Below are 20,087 nucleotides of genomic sequence, written 5' to 3' on the forward strand. Positions count from 1 at the left end.
CCAATGTAGCAAGCTGTATCAGCGGGATAAGCGTTAAAATTCCTGCAAGTTGCGTGGATCGTAGTCATTAGGATTAAGCTCAACATTGTATTTTGCCGCCAGGCTATCAAGCTCTGCCTGTTGCACTACCAACTCATCCATGACGATACTATTATCATCTAATTCCCATAACAAACGCGAACCCGAAAAGCTGTATTGGATAGCAATCATGGCGTTTATATTGCCTTTCTCACTCGCTGCTTTGAGTTTTGTCATCTTACGATTTATTTTATTTAGCGCTTGCTTTAGCTCCCACACGTAAGTGACTTCAGTCATAAAATCATGTGCACGATACTTGTTCAAAAAATAGGCCAATGTGATACTCGTTATAACCACCCCTGTAATATTCCAATGAAAATGACTGCCACTCTCATCAGGAAATAATGCGATTAACAATTGCGAAACACCCAAGCTACCGGCGGCTAGAGCAACAATGCAAGCCACAATGATTCTATTTAAGTGGCGACGATAACGGGCTTTGTCGATTTTTACGAGTTGCATGAATTTCTAAAACTCCTGACTTATGTTTTGCGAAAAGGCTTTATCTGACAGATTAAAGCTTAGCTGTGTAAGTTTACCGCTAATCACTAGTGAAAGCACCAAGCAACAAAGCGACTTTGTTTGCTACCTTGCTGCATATTGACAACCTTGTAATCAGCCACGTTGGTCAAGGTGATTGCTTTTTCAATCGCCTTTAGGCTCTCTTTTTTAGATACTAAGGACGTAAACCACTTTATTTGACTTTGATACTCGATGCTCTCGTTTATCATACGTTGAATAAAACCCACTTCACCGCCTTTACACCATAACTCATTGCTTTGGCCTGCAAAATTAAGCTTTTGCTTATCAGTCTTTTGCGCTTTTTTCAGGTCAGGAGCAAACTGCGCGTGGCGCTTGCGTTGATGTTTTTGTAAATTAATATTCTTTTGCACAGAGCCCGCCGTTGCCGCCGTTTCGCTAGCATGAAAAGGTGGATTGCACATGCTAAAGGTAAAACGCTCGTCTTTATTTACCACGCCTTTAAAAATATGATTATTTTGCGCTTGATGCCGGATATCAATAGTCTTCGCAAGCACCTTATTCGCTGCTTGAATGTGCCTAGCTGAGCGCACAGCGACTTCGCTAATGTCTGTCGCAACAAATTGCCATCCGTAAATCTGATGACCTAGAATAGGATAGATAATATTTGCACCAGTGCCAATATCGAGCCCTTTGACTGCTCGTTTTCTATTGTCGTTGGGCTTTATTAAATCTGCTATTGCGTGGATATAGTCGACTCTGCCAGGGATAGGCGGACACAAATTACCTTCAGGGATATCCCAAAAATCAATCTGATAATGATGCTTGAGCAATGCGCGATTGAGCAACTTTACAGCACGAGGGTTAGCAAAGTCGATAGTAAGGCGTCCCTTTGGATTTGCTTGTGTAAAGTTAGCGAGTTCAGGTAACGCCTTTATTAACTTTGTAAAATCGTAGCCCTTATTGTGAATGTTTCTAGGGTGCATAAATGTCTCGATACCACAACTTCAACGGGAGTCTGTCAGCATGTTTTTTGCTTATCAATATAGTAGATGCATTAAAACACGATTTACTGTAGTTTGTGCTAAAAAAGTCACTAAAGGTGCACAAAGGAGTAGACATGGAAGCCTTATTATTGATTGGCATAGTACTTATTGGCATATTGGTGGTCGCTAGTATTTTATCGTTCGCGAATCACTCTAAAATCAATACGATTAAGACAGAACTCAGCAAAGTCTCAGAAACCGTTGTCCAACAAAGAACACAAATTGTCCGATTAATCGATATTGTTGAGGGCTTAAAAAAGCAACTGGCTACTAATCAAGCGAAAAGCCCCGCCCCACCGGCTAATGACATACAAACTAAACTGGGCGATCAGAAACAGGATTCAGAGGCGACAATAGCTTCGCCCGAAATTATCAAAACACCTAACGAAGAGCCAGAAAATACAGACCAAGTCGACGCAGAATTTTCCAGCCCTATTCTCATCAACCTCAAGCAAGCCTATTGAATCAATGCCATCTTCTTCCTCGACTATAAAGAGCAAAGAGAAGGCGACCTTTTCACTTGAAAAATTTTTAATGGGCAATGGTTTACTGTGGCTGGGCGCTATAGTTTTAGCCTTTGGTGGCGTCTTTCTCGCGAAATATAGTATTGAAGCGGGCCTTTTCCCACCAAGTTTGCGGCTGAGTATAGGCGCATGTTTTGGCGTAATGCTGGTCGTGCTAGGGGAGTATCTCTACAGAAACCCCAAAAGGTTTCGCATCAATTCAAGCACTATCAGCGCTGCACTAGCTAGCGGCGGAGTTATTACCTGTTTTGCAATGGCGCTGGTGGCTTTCGATTTTTATGCCTTCTTGTCACCAATGCTAGCGTTTATTGTTTTAGCGCTTATTGCAACTACCGCAACATGGCTGTCATTACGATATGGACCTATTTTAGCCTTGGTAGGTGTTGTGGGCGCATATATTGTGCCGGCACTTGTCTCAACGGGTTCAAACAATATATTTGCCTTGCTAGTGTATGTTAGTTTTGTGTCCATTTCGTCTTTGTGGGTGCATGCTTTTGTAAAACAAGCATGGCTTTGGTGGCTCTCACTGCTAGGGCATTTTGGATGGTTGTTTATTAGTATTGGCATAGGTGCAATGGATTACCAATGGGTCATATTCTCGTATTGCATATTGTCTATTTACTTATTTGTTCTAGCGCCAATTTTGGGCGTAAAACTCAATCAAACAAGGCATCAAGCATTGGGATTAAAAGCTTTGTTAATGCCAAGAAAAGAACAGCTTGGAATCGCGTTGCCAGTGCTCGCCTTAATTCTTTTGTATCTTGGTCAAAGCTATCATATCAATATTGTTATTATGTTGGCGTTGCTGAGTGTTTTATTGCTAGTAGCCCCATTTAGACATAGTGCGTTTGATTCATGGCCATTTATTTCCTTAGGGCTATGTGTGCTGGTCTTCTTAAAGATACCCGCAGTTTATGATTATACCGACAACCTTTTTCCTTTTACTCAGGCGTATTTATTAGCGCAAGTAAGTGCGTTTGGCTTTGCAGCGTATTGCCTATTCGCCCTATACCACCTCAAACAAAGACCAAGTTATCTGTTACTTTTAGTCACAGCTCCTTTATTCATGATGGGCTTAGCATACGCGTTGTCTGCTCATCAAGCTGAGGGTTTTTTATATCCTGTTTGGTCGCTTGAATTGATACTGCTTGCCACTTTTTTCGCCTTCCTCAGTACTAAAACGACAACAGCTTTAGTTAAGATGAGCTATTTGATGCTGGCAAACGGCGCATTAACACTCACGTTTACCATGTTGTTATCTGCAGCAACACTGTCGTTAGCCATCGTTGCGCAAATAACCCTTATGGCCTTTTTAAGTCAAAAGTATCGTATTAGCTTGCCAAACTGGTTATATAAAATAACCGTTGGACTTGTCTTACTGCGCCTCACGGCGGCTCCTTGGCTTGCTCATTATATGCATGAAAAAATCTTTGGCCTACATTGGTCGATTGTGATTTATCCCTTAGTGCTAGTGCTATTTTGGCTGGCGAATAAGTTTCAAAATAATGCTGCCCTTAAGTTATGGTTTGAAGGCGCAATGTTGCATGTAATTGCCCTTTTTATTACTACCGAAACAAGCTTTATCATGACCGGGCGCTATCCTGATTTATTTGATTTGGACTATCAACAATCAATTTTGTTAAGCATGAATTGGTTAATTTTATGCGCTGTCTATTTATGGCGGCGCCAGTTTAGCGACAGACCAAGGCTTTATGTTATTTACAGCATTTTATTAGGCTGTGGCGTGGCCTTCATCCACACCCGGCTAAGCGTTTTTCAAAATCCCTTTATTGAAAGCCAACAAACCGGGCAAAGTCTCTTTATTAACTGGTTAATCCCTTTGTGGGCAGTACCCGCGATACTAATTGCAACGATGTTGTTTTATCGTTTGGTATCACAAAACCTGCGCAAACCTTTATGGATATTGCTCGGCTTTTTTACTGCGCTCTATATCAATGGAATAATACGGGGTGCCTATCACCCAACACTTTCGCTTTTAGAATACGATATTGGTCAACAGGAGCTGTACGTTTATTCCATCGTTTGGTTACTTATCGCAATAGCGATGATTGTCTTCGCACAGAGTCGTAATTTAGCTAAGCTACTTAATGTTGGCTTTAGCATTTTAGCCCTTGTTGTACTAAAAGCATTCTTGGTCGACCTGTCGAGCTTAGAAGGTCTTTATCGTGCAATTTCCTTCATTGGTTTGGGTTTGAGTTTAGTCGGTATAGGCTGGTTATTTCAGCGTTTTAAAAGCAAATCGGATGTATCCGAAGAGCAAGCAATTACGTAACATAGCGCTAAGCTGCCAAATAACAACGCAAGCAATTACAAAAAAGGACACAACGTGACTGATTCACCTGCAAACAGCGCTGTCATATCGCAAGATCTGATAGATTTTGATAATGCTTTTTACGACATCACAAAAACAATTAATATCTTAAGTGCCGTCAACCCAAATAACTTCAATCAACAAAAGCAAAGCTTTTTAGACAGTCATTATTCGGTCGAGCCCGAGTTTACATATGTAGGAAATAAGCTTGATGTGTTTGCAACCAAAAGAAAGTTATTTACGCTTCCTCTTGAAAGTGTAAAAGACGAAGACTTAGCTGAAATCTATTTCGACACAATTAATAGTTATGTCGATAAAGTCGACCAATTTAATTCCATTGGTACTAACGACTTCATCTACGATTCTTTGCGCTACTTTGGTGAGCCTACCCAAAAAGACATCGCCAACGCGAAATTTATATTACATTTGCCGGGCAACCTTGATGAAGAAAATGAAGAACTTCTGGATTTTGAAGAAATAAAAGACATCTTAGTTGGTTTTGCACAAACAAATGAACTACCCCATAGCTTAAAAATTGAAGAAAACATGTTGGCCAATGCGCTGGTATCGGGCACATCGATTAAATTAAATAAAAAGGCAAAACTCTCTACAAGTGATACCCATGCCTTGGCCCATCATGAAATTGGCGTACATTTAATCACTACCCTAAACGCACGCCAACAACCTTTAAGGATCTTAGAAATAGGCAATCCACTAAATACGATGACACAAGAAGGTTTGGCTATTTTAAGTGAGTACTTATCCGATAATTTAACGATCAAACGCTTAAAAATATTGGCCTTAAGAGTCGTTGCTGTTCAGTCAATGATAAAAGAAAAAGCTTTAGAAAGAGTTTTTTACTCTTAAAAGAAGAATATGGTGCTAGCAACGATATTGCTTTTGCTGTGTGTGCGCGGATATATAGAGGTGGCGGCTTTGTTAAAGACTATTTATATCTACAGGGTTTTCATAAGATGTTAAATGCCTACGAAACAGAGGCAGAGTTTACGGCATTGTTCGCGGGTAAAACATCAATCGATTATTTACCGCAAATCACCAAACTCATTGAAAAAGGGCTTTTACAAAAACCAAAGTATCTATCACCCATTTTCCAGAACCAATGTAATTTAAGCGAGATTAAACAATATATAGCGCATGCAATAAAGTAGTTTGCCTTGCCTACGCTTCGCCGATATCGGCGAAGCTAGCACGTGTTAGCGATACTAAATCTTCTGCACTCAATTCAATTTCCAGGCCGCGTTTACCTGCACTAACAAAGATAGTTTCAGAATTTTGCGCGCTTGCATCTATCACTGTCAGCAATCGCTTTTTCTGGCCAAGCGGACTTACGCCACCTAATACGTAACCTGTAGTACGACTTACTGCTGTTTTATCAGCCATAGACGCCTTCTTCCAAGCCAGAGCTTTAGCGACGCGCTTCATGTTCAATTGCATAGTAACAGGGACGATAGCAACCGCCATTGTACCGTCAGGGTTACTGACAACCAAGGTTTTAAACACACACTGTGGATCAAGCCCCAACTTATCAGCGGCTTCCTCACCATAGGCACTTGCTTTCGCATCATGGCTATACTGATGAATTTCAAACTTTATTTTATGTTTTTTGGCTACATCAACAGCGGGTGTCATCGATACTTATACCTTTACTTTTAAGTACTACCTTGTTTTTATTATAAATACATGAGGACTTTTGCGCGAAAGCGGTTGAGAAAAGTGTCAACAAAGCGTATTTTACTTGGCATCGAGATTATCATTTAGCATGCTACTAAGCTTGCATTAATACTAATATCAACGCTTAACTACATTGATACAAACCCATGTTACTAACTACCATACTACTTGCATTATTCGCCGGTTTTGCAGCATTTGTAGGTGCACTCATCGGTTTACTTTCTGACAAAAAGCCAAGGTGGCTTGGTCCTGTAGCTCAACACTCTATCACTTCTTTTGGCGGTGGCGCACTAGTTTCTGCAATCTGTTTTGTACTCGTACCTGACGGTATGGCACTGCAGTCACCTTCCTTCGCGATAGTGTCATTTATTCTGGGCGGCATTACTTTCTTGTTCGTTGATAAGTTTTTAGCACTCCACAATAGCCCTACCTCTCAGATTATTGCGCTTATGCTTGATTTTGTGCCTGAAGCTATTGCGCTTGGCGCGATGATTTTACATGACTTCAAAAAAGCAATATTTATGGCAATCATTATTGCAGCTCAAAATTTACCAGAAGGCTTTAGCGCTTATAAAGAAGTGAGTTCTGAATCTAACACTAGCGCAATTAAAAAACATATACTCCTTATTATGGCGCTGTTGGCATTGAGCGGGCCTATATACGCCCTATTTGGCTATTATATTTTTGATGTACAAAATCCTAGCTTGGGTACCTTAATGACCTTTTGTGCCGGCGGAATTTTGTATTTAGTATTTAAAGATGTAGCACCCGAAGCACAACTTCAGCGGCATTGGTTGCCTTCTTTTGGGGCAGTTTTAGGCTTTGCATTAGGTATGTTAGGACATGCGCTTACGGGCTAGCCTAATCAGCGTAGCCACTACCAATTGCATCAAAAGGCATCTGTAATTCTAATTCTGGGACTTGAACGCCTATCCAAGCTGGGAAGGTATTACTATTAGGCCCAGGAAAAAGAGTGTACTGGTTAGCATAGGGGTATTCTGAAATCGCTTTGTTAACCAATGGAATCAAACGCGCGGCTTTATCGCGCTCTATAAATAAGATGCGTTCAGGTTTTGACCCATACCAATATCTATCTGGAGTGTCAGTCGTAAACGACCTCAACGCTGGCTTACCATCTTTTACGCGCCATCCTACTACTTCATGTACGGTGTACTTAGCTGCATTAGCAGGCTTAATGGCAATCCATGTATGCACAGCAAACCAACCTCGCCAACTAAATGCATCGGCGGCGTATACTTCAATTATAGCTTGTTTAGCAACTGCAGGGTTAGCGGCAATACCCGCCGGTTCTCTAGAGGCCGTGCGCCAGTCTTTATTTATGCTACTGCAGGAGCTAAGCAATACGAATGAACATAAAATCGCTATATTTTTAAAAACAGATTTGCGCATCTGGCCTCCTTTATTAGGTCCAACCTTGTTGCTTATTGAAAACCTTTCCTTAAAACAACGCGGCTGCTCGATTTAATAATATTACTTGTGGTATTGCTTACTGTATTTATGTACCGCGTCAACAAAAAAGCCTGCATTTTCTGGTGGAACATCTAAATGAATACCATGGCCCAAATTAAATACATGACCATCACCTTGGCCAAACCCAGCCAAAATGTCTTGAACTTCTTGCTCAATCCTTTCTTTGCCTGCATAAAGAATTGATGGGTCCATATTACCTTGTAAGGCTACTTTATCACCAACACGAGCTTTCGCATCGGCGATATCGATGGTCCAATCTAGACCAAGCGCATCGCAGCCTGTAGCAGCAATTGACTCTAACCACATGCCACCATTTTTGGTAAACAAGGTTACGGGAATTTTTTTGCCATCATACTCACGTGTAAGCCCAGCAACAATTTTCTCCATATACTGCAATGAAAAGAGTTTGTAATCTCGTGGACTAAGTACGCCGCCCCAAGTGTCAAAAACCATCACGGATTGGGCACCGGCTGCAATTTGCGCGTTCAAGTAACTAATCACCGAGTCTGCCAATTTATCTAGGAGTAAATGCAAGGCTTGAGGATCAGCGAAAGCCATTTTTTTAATTTTGGTAAAAGCTTTACTTGAGCCGCCTTCAACCATGTAGGTCGCCAAGGTCCAAGGGCTGCCTGAAAATCCAATTAACGGTACGCTCCCTTCTAGATTCTTACGAATAGTACGAACCGCATCCATTACATATTTAAGCTCTATTTCAGGATCAGGATTCGGTAATTTTTTAACATCATCCATACAGGTGATAGTCTTCGTGAACTTAGGTCCTTCACCTGCTTCGAAGTATAAACCAAGCCCCATCGCATCAGGAATAGTTAAAATATCAGAAAACAGAATTGCCGCGTCTAAGGGAAAACGACGAAGGGGTTGCAAGGTCACTTCACAAGCAAGTTCGGGGTTTGTACAAAGGGCCATGAAATCACCCGCTTCGCTGCGGATCGCCTTGTACTCTGGTAAATATCTACCCGCTTGACGCATCATCCATACAGGCGTGGTATCTACCGGTTGCTTTAAAAGTGCACGTATATATCTATCGTTTTTGAGTTCTGTCATAAGGTAATTACAATCTCGAGATTACTAGTATTAAGGGTTTAAACTTGTTAGTTTGAACTTAGCTAGGTGCAAAGGCTCATGCGAAGTATATTCACAATAGAACAATGTTTGCACTGCGCCTTCAAATTTTGCGCTACATCATACGCTAAGTTATTTCGTTTTTCTTGATTCTGCGCAGGGTTTCTTCTATCAGGTGTCCAGCAATAGATACTTTTGGTGGCGTAATCGGCAAATTATCGACATCAAACCATTGCGCATCATGTATTTCTCTGCCATCTACTTTAATATCTCCGCCCGCATACTCAGCAATATAGCCAACCATTAACGAATGCGGGAAAGGCCAAGGCTGGCTGTCAAAGTACTCAACATTTTTAACCCTAACACCCACTTCTTCCATCACTTCTCGGTGAACCGCTTGTTCTAAACTTTCAGCACTTTCGACAAAGCCAGCTAGGGTTGAATAATACCCAACTTTAACTTGCCTGGGGCCTTGGGCGAGTAATATTTGTGAACCGTTATGTATTGCAACAATAATACAAGGCGACACACGTGGATAAACGCGATGACTGCATTTATCACAATGCATTGCCATTTCCCAAGTGACTTTGCGCATCGCTTCTCCGCAACGACCACAGTAGCGGTGCGTTCTTAAAAACAATGCATACTGCCATGCTTGAGCAACATATTGGAAGTCTTCACGAGGTAAGCCTTCAAGCAACTCTCTGAGTGTAAAAAGGGCAAAGTCTTCGTGCTCAAATTCAATATGATGGATATCTAGCAACCAATGCTCACCATATTGACTGGTCATCACCAAGGACTGCTTTAATTCTTCATATTCAGCAAGCTCAGTTGGAAAACCCATAAATTCACTGAGTGAGTGAGCACTACCAACACCTCTCTCATTGGCCGGTTCTAAGCGCTTGAGTAGTACTTTTTGATTGATAAACACAAAGAATAAACGCGATTTATTTTTCAATTACTGTCAACCTTGGTTTTGATTATCTATGCTGTTAAGACGATTTCTCAGGCTTAACCCTACTTTTTGCAAAATCATACAGCAAAGCTCCCCTTCTCTTAAAGTTTATTGCATACTTTTGGTGTAATGTTGCTTGTTCATGGTGCACTCAATGATATACTTACTATAATAGCGCCGTTATTTAATGTTAACACTAAATAATGCGCTGAGTTTATAAGCTGCGGCTTATGCTAAATAGTAATCAAAGCAAGGATAACGCGTGACTATCGCCCTTAATAAAACGAAACAACTATTGTTTAATAAAGCACGTAGTTTTTGTGAAGACAAAGGCGCTCGGTTTACTCCCTTACGTGGGCGTGTGTACGAAATTCTCTTGCAAGAAGACGCGTCTATTGGTGCATATGATATTCTTGATAAGCTAAAACTGGTCGAAGAGTCGGCTAAACCACCAACCGTATATCGTGCACTCGACTTTTTTTTAGAGCTTGGCCTAGTGCACAAGGTTGAATCAACCAATACCTTTAAAGCATGCCATCATTTTGGTTGTTCTCATCCGGTGCAATTTTTAATTTGCGACCGCTGTGGTGACGTGCAAGAAATAAGCTCTGAAAGCGTAAAAGAAAAGTTAGAATCGCAAGCTGAGCAAAATGGTTTTCATATTATCCGACAAACTATCGAAGCACATGGATATTGTGATACATGCCATGCAGCAGGAAGCAGTTAAGTGAATGTAGAGTTTATTAATCCGTTTATTGTGTCTTTAAAAAACGTATTAAGTACAATGGCACAAATTGAATTAAGCGCGCAAAAACCAGAAAAAAAACCTCCAATATCGCCGTTGGTGAAGTATCCGGAATCATTGGTATGATTGGTCCGCAAGTGAAAGGGTCGATGGCAATTACCTTTGACAAAGCCTTAGCCGCAACCATTATGCATAACATGTTAGGCGAGCAATGCGATGAAATTACCGATGAAGTCCGCGATATGGTAGGAGAAATGACCAATATGATATGTGCAGGTGCAAAAAATGCACTTGCCGAACAAAGCTATATATTTGAAATGGCCACTCCTGTAATTGTGTCAGGAAACGATCACAAAATTACCCACAAAGTAGACGGCCCTAGAATTATCCTTGCATTTACCAGTGATACGGGGAATGCATACTTAGAAATTTGCTTCGTAAACTAGTATAATGTTGCGGCGCAATAAAATAACCATGTTTATAACAACGAAAATATCGAATAAAGGACTTACCTTATGAAAAAAATCGCATTATGTGTAGCGGCTGCCCTAACGGCTGCAGCTACCACCGTTCAAGCACAAGAAGCTCCACCTTATGAAACCTGGGTAGGCGGTTTCGCTCAATACTACAACGCAGATGGCACTAAAAACGAGCCAGTCGGTGGGTTAACTGATGGCAAGGGCTTTGGTGCAGAAGTTGGTTTCCGCTTCGACCCTACATGGGCACTACGCTTTGAATTAGGCCGCGTTCTTATTGGGCACGACTCTGGTAACCCTCAAGCGCTAGATGATGACGGTACACAAATGGGCGCAGACGTCATGTATTTCTTAGAAAATGATGCTGCTTATTTATTTACCGGCTTGCGTGAGCAATCATTGATTAGCGAAAGCTACAGAATGGCGAATGTTGGTGTAGGTAAACATTGGGAAGTTTCTGACAATATCCGCATTATCACTGAAGCTGCTGCTTACCATGACTTTGGCCAAGGCCATAATGAATTTAGCGCAAAATTAGGCCTAGCCTATATCTTTGGTGCTCCTAAAACAATTTCAAACCCTGACTCTGACGGTGATGGCGTTTATGATGCGGTTGACCGTTGCCCCTCATCTCCTGTTGGTCAGCAAGTTGACGCAACGGGTTGTAACATCGATATGGATGGTGATGGCGTATTAAACGCACAAGACCAATGCCCAATGACGCCTGCAGGCAGCAAAGTTGATGCACGCGGTTGTGCTATTAAAGATGCTGACAACGACGGCGTACTTGATGCGAACGACAGTTGTCCTAACACGGCTGCTGGCGTAAAAGTAAATGCTAAAGGCTGTGCAGTTAACTTAGACACCGATAACGACGGCGTATTAGACAGCAAGGATAAGTGTTTAGGCACTCCAATGAGCGACAAAGTAGATGCGACTGGCTGCAGTGTATTTGAGAAAAAAGAAGTTTCAGTGTCTTTAGATATGTTGTTTGCTAATAATAGCAGCGTTATCACCAACCCAGACTCTGCTCGTCTTCAAGAGTTTGTTGCATTTATGAAACGCTACCCTAATACGCAAGCTGTGATTGAAGGCCATTCATCAGCTGTAGGTGACGCAAACTACAACCAAATGCTGTCTGAAAAACGTGCCAAGTCAGTGCGTACTTTATTGATCAATGACTACGATGTAGATCCTGCTCGTTTACAAGCAATCGGCTACGGTGAGTCAAGATTGAAGAATACTGATAATACGGCCGAAGCACATCGTGTTAACCGTCGTATTGAAGTTAAAGTTAGCGCTTTAGTTGAGACGAAAGCAACTCGATAGTAACACTAAGCTACTTGTAACTTACGGCAGCAAACAATGCCTAGTTACACCTAGCCCATAAATAAAAAGCGCCAAACAGAATATGTTTGGCGCTTTTTTTATCTAAATAAATCAAGAAAACCCCGAAATCAGAGCGAAGCGGTGTCGCTGAGACGTTCACGTTTTATCTAATTGAAAGGTATTCGCGTTTATCCTGCTATAGGAAAAGACAGCACTTCATTAATAGGAGCGCAATTTACTCTTCGTCATAAGCAGGCCCAACGTAATTGTCGAAGCGAGAAAATTGCCCTTGGAAAGTAAGCCGCGTGGTACCGATGGGGCCGTTTCTTTGCTTACCAATGATGATTTCTGCAACGCCTTTAATATCACTATTCTCGTTATAGACTTCATCACGATAGATAAACATTATCAGATCGGCATCTTGCTCAATTGCGCCTGACTCACGCAAATCAGAGTTGATTGGACGTTTGTCAGCACGTTGCTCGAGGCCCCGATTAAGCTGAGAAAGTGCAACCACAGGACATTGCAGCTCTTTCGCTAAGGCCTTAAGTGACCTTGAAATTTCAGATATCTCAAGAGTCCTGTTGTCAGATAAACTCGGCACTCGCATTAATTGAAGATAATCAATCATAATCAACGAAATACCGCCCTTATCGCGCGCTAACTTGCGTGCCCGGGTGCGCACTTCCATTGGTGTAAGACCCGAAGAGTCATCTATAAATAAGTTATCTTTTTCTTTGAGCATCACCATGCTTGACTGGATTTTACCCCAATCATCATCATTTAGGCGGGCGGTTCGAATGGCGGTTTGATCAACTCGGCTTAAGGACGCAAGCATCCTCATCATAATTTGTTCAGAAGGCATTTCTAAACTGAATACAAGCACTGGTTTTTCTTCAAGCAACAAGGCATTCTCAACTAAGTTCATCGCAAAGGTCGTATTATGAACGCATATATCTTGGGCGATAAAATTATGCAAATCCGGCACACTAAGGTCATAAACTTGCTTATTACCTTGAGCGCGAATACTCACTATTTTATCCCAATATACTTCAGATGATCCTAATGCTTGCAAATAGCTATCGTTAAATACAGTCGCAAAAAAAGCTGCATCGTCCCGGCTTAACTCTCCTCGCTCTAAAGCGTTTAGATGGCTTTCTGCAAGCTGGGATTGCGCTAACTTAGCGCTTTTCAGCACCGCTTCCCAATCATGCTTTTCTTTTAATTTCTCAATATAGCCAATAACACTTTTAGGCAGTTGTTCAGGAAGGTCGTTTTGCGCAGCCAGCTCAGTCAAAATATGGTTTATGTCGTCTTGTTTACCACAATATCCAAAGCTTGCGACAAACAGATTAATGCTACTTAGTTGTGCAATGCCCACTTCATGATGGTCATTAGCTAGGGAGCGATAGCTAGCAATCACGCCAAACCTAAGCAATAAATGTTGATATTGTTGGGCAAGCCTTGCCTTGCTAGTTGTAAAAACTAATGCCCGTGCGTCTTTATTGACATCTCCACAACGGACAAATAACTGCGCAATGAAAAGCCCTAGCGGCGCTTTTTCAAGCGTAAAGATATCAGCTTCGATGCACTGGCTATTCTCAACTTCAAGTGCGCGTTCGACACTCTCATTTATGCCCGTTTCACCTAATTTATGATTGCCAAAAACAGGAAGCTCACGCGGAACCGCGATGTACTCACCCTCAGTAATATTCGCTAGCGCTTGCCAGCCATCTCCAGTAAGAAAGGGATGGCTTAAGGTTGTTTGAATGCTTCGCCCTAATTCAGTAGTCACTTCAAATACCGGTTTAATGCCGTCATCCACAAATTTTGTAGCAAAGGCAGGGCGTATTAAAAAGTCGTTCGTTAACGCATTTACCGCACCAATTTTGTGCTTAACCATTTCGTCTATGGTCATTAGTACGCCTGATTCAGGGTGAACAAGGCTTGAACCCGATACTATGCACTTACCCATTGAAGGTCGCGCAGCCACGATGATTAAATCAGAAGGTTGCAAACCACTGGTCTTTTTATCAAGGTCAGTATAACCGGTGGATACACCAGTTACCGCCTTCTTCTGCTTTGCTAAAATCTCGATTCTGCCGACGGTTTTTTGCAACGCTGTAAAAACACTAATTGGGCCTTCATTTGCAGCGGTGCGCTTTTCGGCTATTTCAAAGACTTTGGTTTCAGCTAAATCGAGTAACTCTTTGCTGTCTCTGCCCTCAGGATTAAAGCTAGCATCGGCAATCTCATTGGCAGCGCCTATTAATTCTCGGACCACGGCTCTTTCACGAACAATATTCGCATAAGCGGTAATATTTGAAGAGCTAGGCGTGTTTCGTGCCAAGTTAACTAAATAGCTAAAACCCCCAACCTCATCGAGCTCATCATGCAGTTCGAGCTCTGCTTTTAAGGTAATAGGGTCAGCCGCACTACTTTTTGAAATTAGTCGAGTTATCGCTGTATATATAACGCGATGAGAACGATTATAAAAATCTTCTTGAATAAGGATTTCGGCGACTTTATCCCATGCATCAATCGACTGAATAATACTGCCTAACACGGCCTGTTCAGCCTCTAAGGAATGAGGAGGAGTATTTAGTCTAGCAATATCGTCATCTAGAGTATTGTCTTTTGAGCGATTAGCTGTGGATTGATTTGGTGCCTGCGCCACGAAAATCCTTAACAGTAAAAAACGGGCTATTATTATGCGCTAAGCAATCTAATTTGTCTTGTCTGTTTTGCCTAAAAAAGCCTGCCATTGAAAATCTAGTCGATTGCAAAATCGACGCCTAAACCGATCAAAAAAAGGCTAAATTCATTTAAATTGAGAGAAAAGCTACGATTATTCGCCAACCATTAGAGGCCTAGCTAGAACAAGTATGCGTTTGCTACTTAACTAATTAAACCCCGTAATATTTACGGATAACCCTGAAGCTTTTTCACAGGCATCATTTCAGTCATAAAAGTTATTGCAACCCTCATCGCTAACCCACTGTTTTATAAACATATTTACCATCGATTGTTGTCAATAAATTCTGGAAAGCTTCTTGCTTCACGTTAAGTGCTTATACAATTTGACAATAACTAAGGAGAATATGATGAATAATGATCGCATTGAAGGTAATTGGAAACAGCTCAAAGGTAAAGCGCAACAGAAATGGGGCGAGTTAACTGATGATGAATTAGACAAAATGGAAGGTAACCGAACCGAACTTATCGGTAAAGTTCAAGAAAAGTACGGCAAGTCAAAAGATGAAGCCGAGCGTGAAGTAGATGACTTCCTCAGCAAGCACTAAACGGTAATCTGGTCGAGCTACATACATAAGACCAACATACGTTAAAGCGGCGACTACGCTTAAACTCAGTTTTTTTTAAGATTGGGGTTGAGTGTTGTCGCCGCTTTTTGCTATGTGGTCGCTTTTTGCCATGTAGATAAAAGGACGCCTTGTTCATTCAATACCGCAATGGCTATGTGCGCTTAGGCATCATTTTTGCTCTTTACTAGTAACAAACATTTTCTGTATATGCGGAAACCCTAATTTTACTGGTCTTCAGCACTTTTAAGAGAATGTAACAATGAAATTATTACTGAGTAAGCAGGAATTATTTACCCAATGACAGCGCCAACCGACATATTTAAGCATTCAGACAATCATACAAGCAAAAGCACAGCGCGTTTCGCAGCGCCAGTCGTCGACTGTGCAAATTATTACCGAGCCTTACACGAAGCGATAGCCAATGCGAAGCGCACAATTTTTATTGTAGGCTGGGATATAGACAGCCGGATCCGCTTGCTTAGAGGTGAGGAAGAACAAAACTCGAACTTGCCTTCAGTGATAAGCGAACTGATTGCTTTAAAAGCCAAGGAAAACCCTGATTTACAAGTGTACTTACTACGCTGGGATTCTTCACTAGCGTTTTTTGGCATGCGTGAAGTTTGGGCAAAAGAAGTATGGGATGAGAAAACCCCTGACAATGTACATACTGTACTCGACGGCAGTATTCCCATGGGTGGCAGTCAGCATCAAAAGATAGTGATTATAGATGATGAACTCGCCTTCTCTGGCGGTATGGATGTAGCGGTGCATCGCTGGGACACCCGAGAACATAAAATAGAGCAGCCAGAAAGAGACGACGGTGACGGAAGTTATGGTCCATTTCACGATGTTCAAGTCGCGGTCAGTGGTCCGATTGTTGTTAAGCTTTCAGAACTCGTGCGATGGCGCTGGAACCGTTTAGTAGACAAGCCCCTACAGATAAGCGAGTCAACTTCGCAACAAAGTAGTGATACATTGCCGCCTACTTGGCCAAAAAGCGTAGAGCCTATTTTCGAAAACATAGACTGTGGCGTCGCGCAAACGATTCCGTTTATGGATAAGGCTGAGCCTGCCCAAGAAGTCAGAAAAATGTTGCTTGGGTTAATTGCTCAAGCAAATGAGTTTATCTATATTGAAAACCAATTTGCTAATAGGGGCGAAATTGCTGAAGCCATCAATAAACGACTGAAGGCTTGCCCCAAATTACGCGTGCTGTTAGTAAGTTCTTACAAACCTGAAGGAGCAGTTGAAACAGAAGCCTATTGGGCAGGTCGAATCGACTTTAAGAAAATACTAGAAAATGGCATTGACGATGGGCGAGTACTCATAGCCTATTCGGGCTCAACAAACAAAGATGGTCTAGCCGGTCAAAAGCGTGTTCATGCCAAAGTAACGGTTATCGACAACACACATTTTGTGATTGGCTCATCCAATTTAACTAACCGCTCTATGTCCCTAGATACCGAATGCGACTTAGTCTTTGCCGCCTCAACCGAGGCGCATGAAAAGCAAATTGCATGGTTTAGAAACGATCTGATCAGTGAACATGCCGGTTGGTCAGTTGACGAAGTTCAAGAAGCAATTGATAGCGACGATACGTTTAACAAACTTACCCGCTGCAAAGACAAATATGCCTACTGCTTGCATGAGGCTGATGACGAAATATTTACCGATCAAAGTTTACAACAACTGGTTACGCCTTTCGGCGACCCTCAGGAGCCCATTTTGCCATCTATACCCCTTGGCGGCACAAAACGTTTGTATTTACCCAATCCGAGTAAGAAAGGCCTTGTGATAAGCGCCACTTTATTCGTTATAGCCTTGCTGGTGGGAGGCGGCTATTTATTAAGCCAACACGTTGACTGGATGAGTAAAGAAAATTTGCAAGCAATGCTATCGTCTATGCGTGACAGCCCGTGGGCTATTTTTGTGGTCAGTGCGATTTATGTTGTCGCGGGTTTACTTTTCTTCCCAGTCACGGTGCTGTCGCTCGCGGTAGCAATGGTGTTTGGTGCGGTATGGGGTGTGGTCTACGGCATGGTCGGTGTAATGATGAGTACCGCGCTACTATTTCTAATTGGTAAGTTAATGGGTGACAAAGGCTTGCGTGATCTCGCTGGACCGAGAATAAACAAGATTGACAAAAAGTTTGCGCAAAACGGTATTTTTGGTGTTGCGGTTTTGCGGAATATTCCCATTGCCCCTTTTAGCCTAGTGAACTTAGTGGCTGGTATATCATCTATTAAGCTTATGCACTTTTTGGCCGGAACCTTTATCGGCATGCTTCCTATGATGATAGTCAAAGCCTTGGTGGGCGGTTCAATCAGCGATATTCTTCGCGATCCAGCACCTAAGCATATTGCCTTTCTCATTGCGGGTTTGCTGGGATGGATTTTACTTGCCTACGGCTCACAACGCTTAGTCAATTATATCCAGGAAGACAGTGATACTGCCAAATTAGACAAGGTAGATAAGTCTTCTGCTGACACGATGCAAGAACAGTCATAGAGGACCATTGCAAATGTCATTGCGAGTGATTTCATACAATATTCATAGCGGAGTGGGCATCGATAATGTCTTTGATTATGGTCGTATAGGTGAATTTTTAGCAAAGCAAAAAGCCGATATCGTCTGTTTACAGGAAATGGATCTGCGCGATCCTACTTTGGATAAAGCTGCACAAATAGCGAAACTTAAAGCAGATTATTTTACAGACTTCATCGCTTCACCCGCCGTTTTTACCGAAACAGGTTGGTACGGTAATGCGATACTATCGCGCTTCAAACATAGCTCAAAGCGTTCCGTAGATATTAGCGTAAAAACTCGCCAACCGCGTAATATTCAAGATGTACTGTTCGATATAGATGGGCATACCTTGCGCATTTTGAATACCCACAAGGGACTCAAGCAATATGAACGCTGTGCACAGTTTGTGCAATTAGAAGCTGTGGTGGATGAGTTAATGGCGGCTGATAATACCCCTTTTTTAGTTGCTGGTGATTTTAATGAATGGCAGTTTTTCCCTCGCTCTTTGCGCGCTATCAACAAAAAGCTACGGGCAGTGTCACTAGGAGCAACCTTTCCGAATAAACTCCCCTTATTCAAATTAGACAAATTTTGGTGTCAACCACACCAGCTTGTGAACAGCGCCAAAATTCTAAAAACCCCCGAAACTCGCGTGTTTTCGGACCATTTCCCTATCCAAGCTGAATTAGCGTTCCCACAACCCGTTTAAGCCTACGCAAGAACGGCGTCGGTGAAGAGCCGGCCTAGTCTCTGCTGCTTACTTCAATACGCCCGTTTACCGTGCTGACATCTACCCAGGCACTTGGCTCTCCGGTAGAAAACTCTAACCATTTGCGAGGCCCATACTTGGCTTTACTTGCCTTTTGATTAGTGATGCGATTTCTAATATTACCACCGGCGTGGGCCTCAAGGTCAAACTTAGCTTGAATCCCCTCTTGGAAGGCTAGTTTTATCCCTCCACTTACTGAACTGCCTTTCACAGTGCCGCCATCAACAAGGTTCATTTCCATATCTATATTGCCATTTACGGTATTGGTTTTCACTTCAATAACATCACCTAAAATAAATTCGATATCTCCATTTACCGTTTCAGCTCGCACTTCTTTGGCCGACGATGTAACGTTAATATCACCGTTTACGGTGTTGACACTCACTTCATCACCTTTCACATGTTCAGCGCGAATGTCCCCATTAACTGCATCAAGGATTAATTCGCCGGCTAATTGCCTGCCCCTGATATCACCATTGACGGTCTTTAGGCGAATTCTGCCAGTTAGCTGAGTGGCGTTTAAATCACCATTAATCATATCGATATCACTGCCGCCAAAAATGTTTTCAATCGACATATCAGCATTAGGAGAGTGGTAGTCTACGCGACTGTTTTTTGGGACATGTATAAGCAAATCATCACCATTGTCACTATCATTCCCCCAGCCCCAACCGTCTTTTCGCTTTTCAACTTCAATCTCAATAATGACTGATTTTCCATCGCGTTCAAATCTGAACTCTTTGGTTTTTTCGCCTAACTCCCCTTCCACTTTTATTTGATTGTTGTCCCAACCGATGATTTTGACTTGACCCGATACATGCTTTATTTCAACAAGGCTGTCACTGCTTACCTCAAGGATTTTATTCACTTTTTCATTGGCAAAGGCCGGAACATTGGCAAGGAATGAAAAAGCACAAAAGACCACAAATATTTTTGTCACTAACTTACTCATAAATAGGGAATACATGTACTAACCTCTCTTAAATTTGTTGCCATGCAGGTGCATGAACGCGCTCAATTAGCGCAATTTGTTGTTCGTATACGCGCTGTAGCATCTTTAGCAGTGCAGCGTTGTTAGGTTCGTTTTCGAGCGCCTTTTTAATAGCAGCGGCGGCTTCATCGAGTTCATCAAGCTGCTCCTGCCAGTTTTGTGTCGTTGTAGGCTGTCCAGCTAAACTAGTCAGTAAGGAATCTTTTTGCGCGCTATGTTGCTTTGCCAATTGCGCGACCAAGGCTTC

General features: G+C 42.2%; 17 protein-coding genes and 2 pseudogenes. 10 read left to right on the forward strand and 9 right to left on the reverse strand.

The window, feature by feature from the left end; all coding sequences use genetic code 11:
• Nucleotides 1-33: 33 nt before the first annotated feature.
• Nucleotides 34-540, reverse strand: coding sequence for a DUF3087 domain-containing protein (locus AC0L6H_RS22315; protein WP_473391664.1), 507 nt, complete (start codon nt 538-540; stop codon nt 34-36).
• Nucleotides 541-626: 86 nt separating this feature from the next.
• Nucleotides 627-1,544 (reverse strand): 23S rRNA (adenine(1618)-N(6))-methyltransferase RlmF, encoded by a 918-nt coding sequence (gene rlmF / locus AC0L6H_RS22320; protein WP_473391666.1) that lies wholly within the window; start codon nt 1,542-1,544, stop codon nt 627-629.
• A 134-nt stretch (nt 1,545-1,678) separates the two neighbouring features.
• Between rlmF and AC0L6H_RS22325 the strand changes: the two genes are divergently transcribed.
• The 3 genes and pseudogenes from AC0L6H_RS22325 to AC0L6H_RS22335 all read left to right on the forward strand — a co-directional run bounded on the left by AC0L6H_RS22325 (nt 1,679) and on the right by AC0L6H_RS22335 (nt 5,629).
• Nucleotides 1,679-2,068, forward strand: a complete 390-nt coding sequence (locus AC0L6H_RS22325) for a hypothetical protein (protein ID WP_473391667.1) — start codon at nt 1,679-1,681, stop codon at nt 2,066-2,068.
• A 4-nt stretch (nt 2,069-2,072) separates the two neighbouring features.
• Entirely contained in the window at nt 2,073-4,421 is a 2,349-nt protein-coding gene (locus AC0L6H_RS22330; RefSeq protein ID WP_473391668.1) for a DUF2339 domain-containing protein, read from the forward strand.
• 54 nt (nt 4,422-4,475) lie between these two features.
• Nucleotides 4,476-5,629: pseudogene (locus AC0L6H_RS22335) on the forward strand (flavohemoglobin expression-modulating QEGLA motif protein).
• 10 nt (nt 5,630-5,639) lie between these two features.
• Here the strand turns inward: AC0L6H_RS22335 and ybaK are convergent.
• Complete coding sequence (gene ybaK / locus AC0L6H_RS22340) at nt 5,640-6,110, reverse strand: Cys-tRNA(Pro) deacylase (protein ID WP_473391669.1); 471 nt, start codon at nt 6,108-6,110, stop codon at nt 5,640-5,642.
• A 188-nt stretch (nt 6,111-6,298) separates the two neighbouring features.
• Here ybaK and AC0L6H_RS22345 point away from each other — a divergent pair, with 188 nt between their 5' ends.
• On the forward strand, nt 6,299-7,012 hold the full coding sequence (locus AC0L6H_RS22345) for a ZIP family metal transporter (protein ID WP_473391671.1): 714 nt from the start codon (nt 6,299-6,301) through the stop codon (nt 7,010-7,012).
• Nucleotide 7,013: 1 nt separating this feature from the next.
• Here the strand turns inward: AC0L6H_RS22345 and AC0L6H_RS22350 are convergent, their stop codons facing one another.
• The 3 genes from AC0L6H_RS22350 to nudC form a co-directional block, all read right to left on the reverse strand.
• The gene (locus tag AC0L6H_RS22350; protein WP_473391672.1) at nt 7,014-7,562 is read right to left on the reverse strand and encodes a DUF3750 domain-containing protein; all 549 of its coding nucleotides are present in this window, start codon (nt 7,560-7,562) and stop codon (nt 7,014-7,016) included.
• Between the two features lie 81 nt (nt 7,563-7,643).
• Nucleotides 7,644-8,708, reverse strand: a complete 1,065-nt coding sequence (hemE, locus tag AC0L6H_RS22355; RefSeq protein ID WP_473391674.1) for a uroporphyrinogen decarboxylase — start codon at nt 8,706-8,708, stop codon at nt 7,644-7,646.
• A 145-nt stretch (nt 8,709-8,853) separates the two neighbouring features.
• Nucleotides 8,854-9,684: an NAD(+) diphosphatase gene (gene nudC / locus AC0L6H_RS22360; protein WP_473391675.1), complete on the reverse strand. Its 831-nt coding sequence runs from the start codon at nt 9,682-9,684 to the stop codon at nt 8,854-8,856.
• Nucleotides 9,685-9,943: 259 nt separating this feature from the next.
• Between nudC and AC0L6H_RS22365 the strand changes: the two genes are divergently transcribed.
• The 3 genes and pseudogenes from AC0L6H_RS22365 to AC0L6H_RS22375 all read left to right on the forward strand — a co-directional run bounded on the left by AC0L6H_RS22365 (nt 9,944) and on the right by AC0L6H_RS22375 (nt 12,231).
• A complete protein-coding gene (locus AC0L6H_RS22365; RefSeq protein ID WP_473391676.1) occupies nt 9,944-10,408 on the forward strand; it encodes a transcriptional repressor in 465 nt (154 codons plus the stop codon).
• Nucleotides 10,409-10,872, forward strand: a pseudogene (locus AC0L6H_RS22370) (chemotaxis protein CheX).
• 69 nt (nt 10,873-10,941) lie between these two features.
• Nucleotides 10,942-12,231, forward strand: coding sequence for an OmpA family protein (locus tag AC0L6H_RS22375; RefSeq protein WP_473391678.1), 1,290 nt, complete (start codon nt 10,942-10,944; stop codon nt 12,229-12,231).
• 235 nt (nt 12,232-12,466) lie between these two features.
• Here AC0L6H_RS22375 and dnaB read toward each other — a convergent pair whose 3' ends face one another.
• Entirely contained in the window at nt 12,467-14,908 is a 2,442-nt protein-coding gene (gene dnaB, locus AC0L6H_RS22380; RefSeq protein WP_473391679.1) for a replicative DNA helicase, read from the reverse strand.
• Nucleotides 14,909-15,335: 427 nt separating this feature from the next.
• On the opposite strand from dnaB, the gene AC0L6H_RS22385 reads away from it, so the two are divergent.
• The 3 genes from AC0L6H_RS22385 (at nt 15,336) to AC0L6H_RS22395 (ending at nt 18,789) form a co-directional block, all read left to right on the forward strand.
• Nucleotides 15,336-15,533: a CsbD family protein gene (locus tag AC0L6H_RS22385; protein ID WP_473394628.1), complete on the forward strand. Its 198-nt coding sequence runs from the start codon at nt 15,336-15,338 to the stop codon at nt 15,531-15,533.
• A gap of 318 nt (nt 15,534-15,851) precedes the next feature.
• On the forward strand, nt 15,852-18,062 hold the full coding sequence (locus AC0L6H_RS22390; RefSeq protein ID WP_473391681.1) for a VTT domain-containing protein: 2,211 nt from the start codon (nt 15,852-15,854) through the stop codon (nt 18,060-18,062).
• 13 nt (nt 18,063-18,075) lie between these two features.
• The gene (locus tag AC0L6H_RS22395) at nt 18,076-18,789 is read left to right on the forward strand and encodes an endonuclease/exonuclease/phosphatase family protein (RefSeq protein WP_473391682.1); all 714 of its coding nucleotides are present in this window, start codon (nt 18,076-18,078) and stop codon (nt 18,787-18,789) included.
• A gap of 34 nt (nt 18,790-18,823) precedes the next feature.
• Here the strand turns inward: AC0L6H_RS22395 and AC0L6H_RS22400 are convergent, their stop codons facing one another.
• Nucleotides 18,824-19,816, reverse strand: coding sequence for a DUF4097 family beta strand repeat-containing protein (locus AC0L6H_RS22400; protein ID WP_473391684.1), 993 nt, complete (start codon nt 19,814-19,816; stop codon nt 18,824-18,826).
• Nucleotides 19,817-19,829: 13 nt separating this feature from the next.
• Nucleotides 19,830-20,081 carry a hypothetical protein gene (locus AC0L6H_RS22405; protein WP_473391685.1) on the reverse strand — a complete coding sequence of 84 codons (252 nt, stop codon included), beginning with the start codon at nt 20,079-20,081 and terminating at the stop codon, nt 19,830-19,832.
• Between the last annotated feature and the right edge of the window lie 6 nt (nt 20,082-20,087).

This window comes from Glaciecola sp. G7-5 (genome assembly GCF_055808975.1).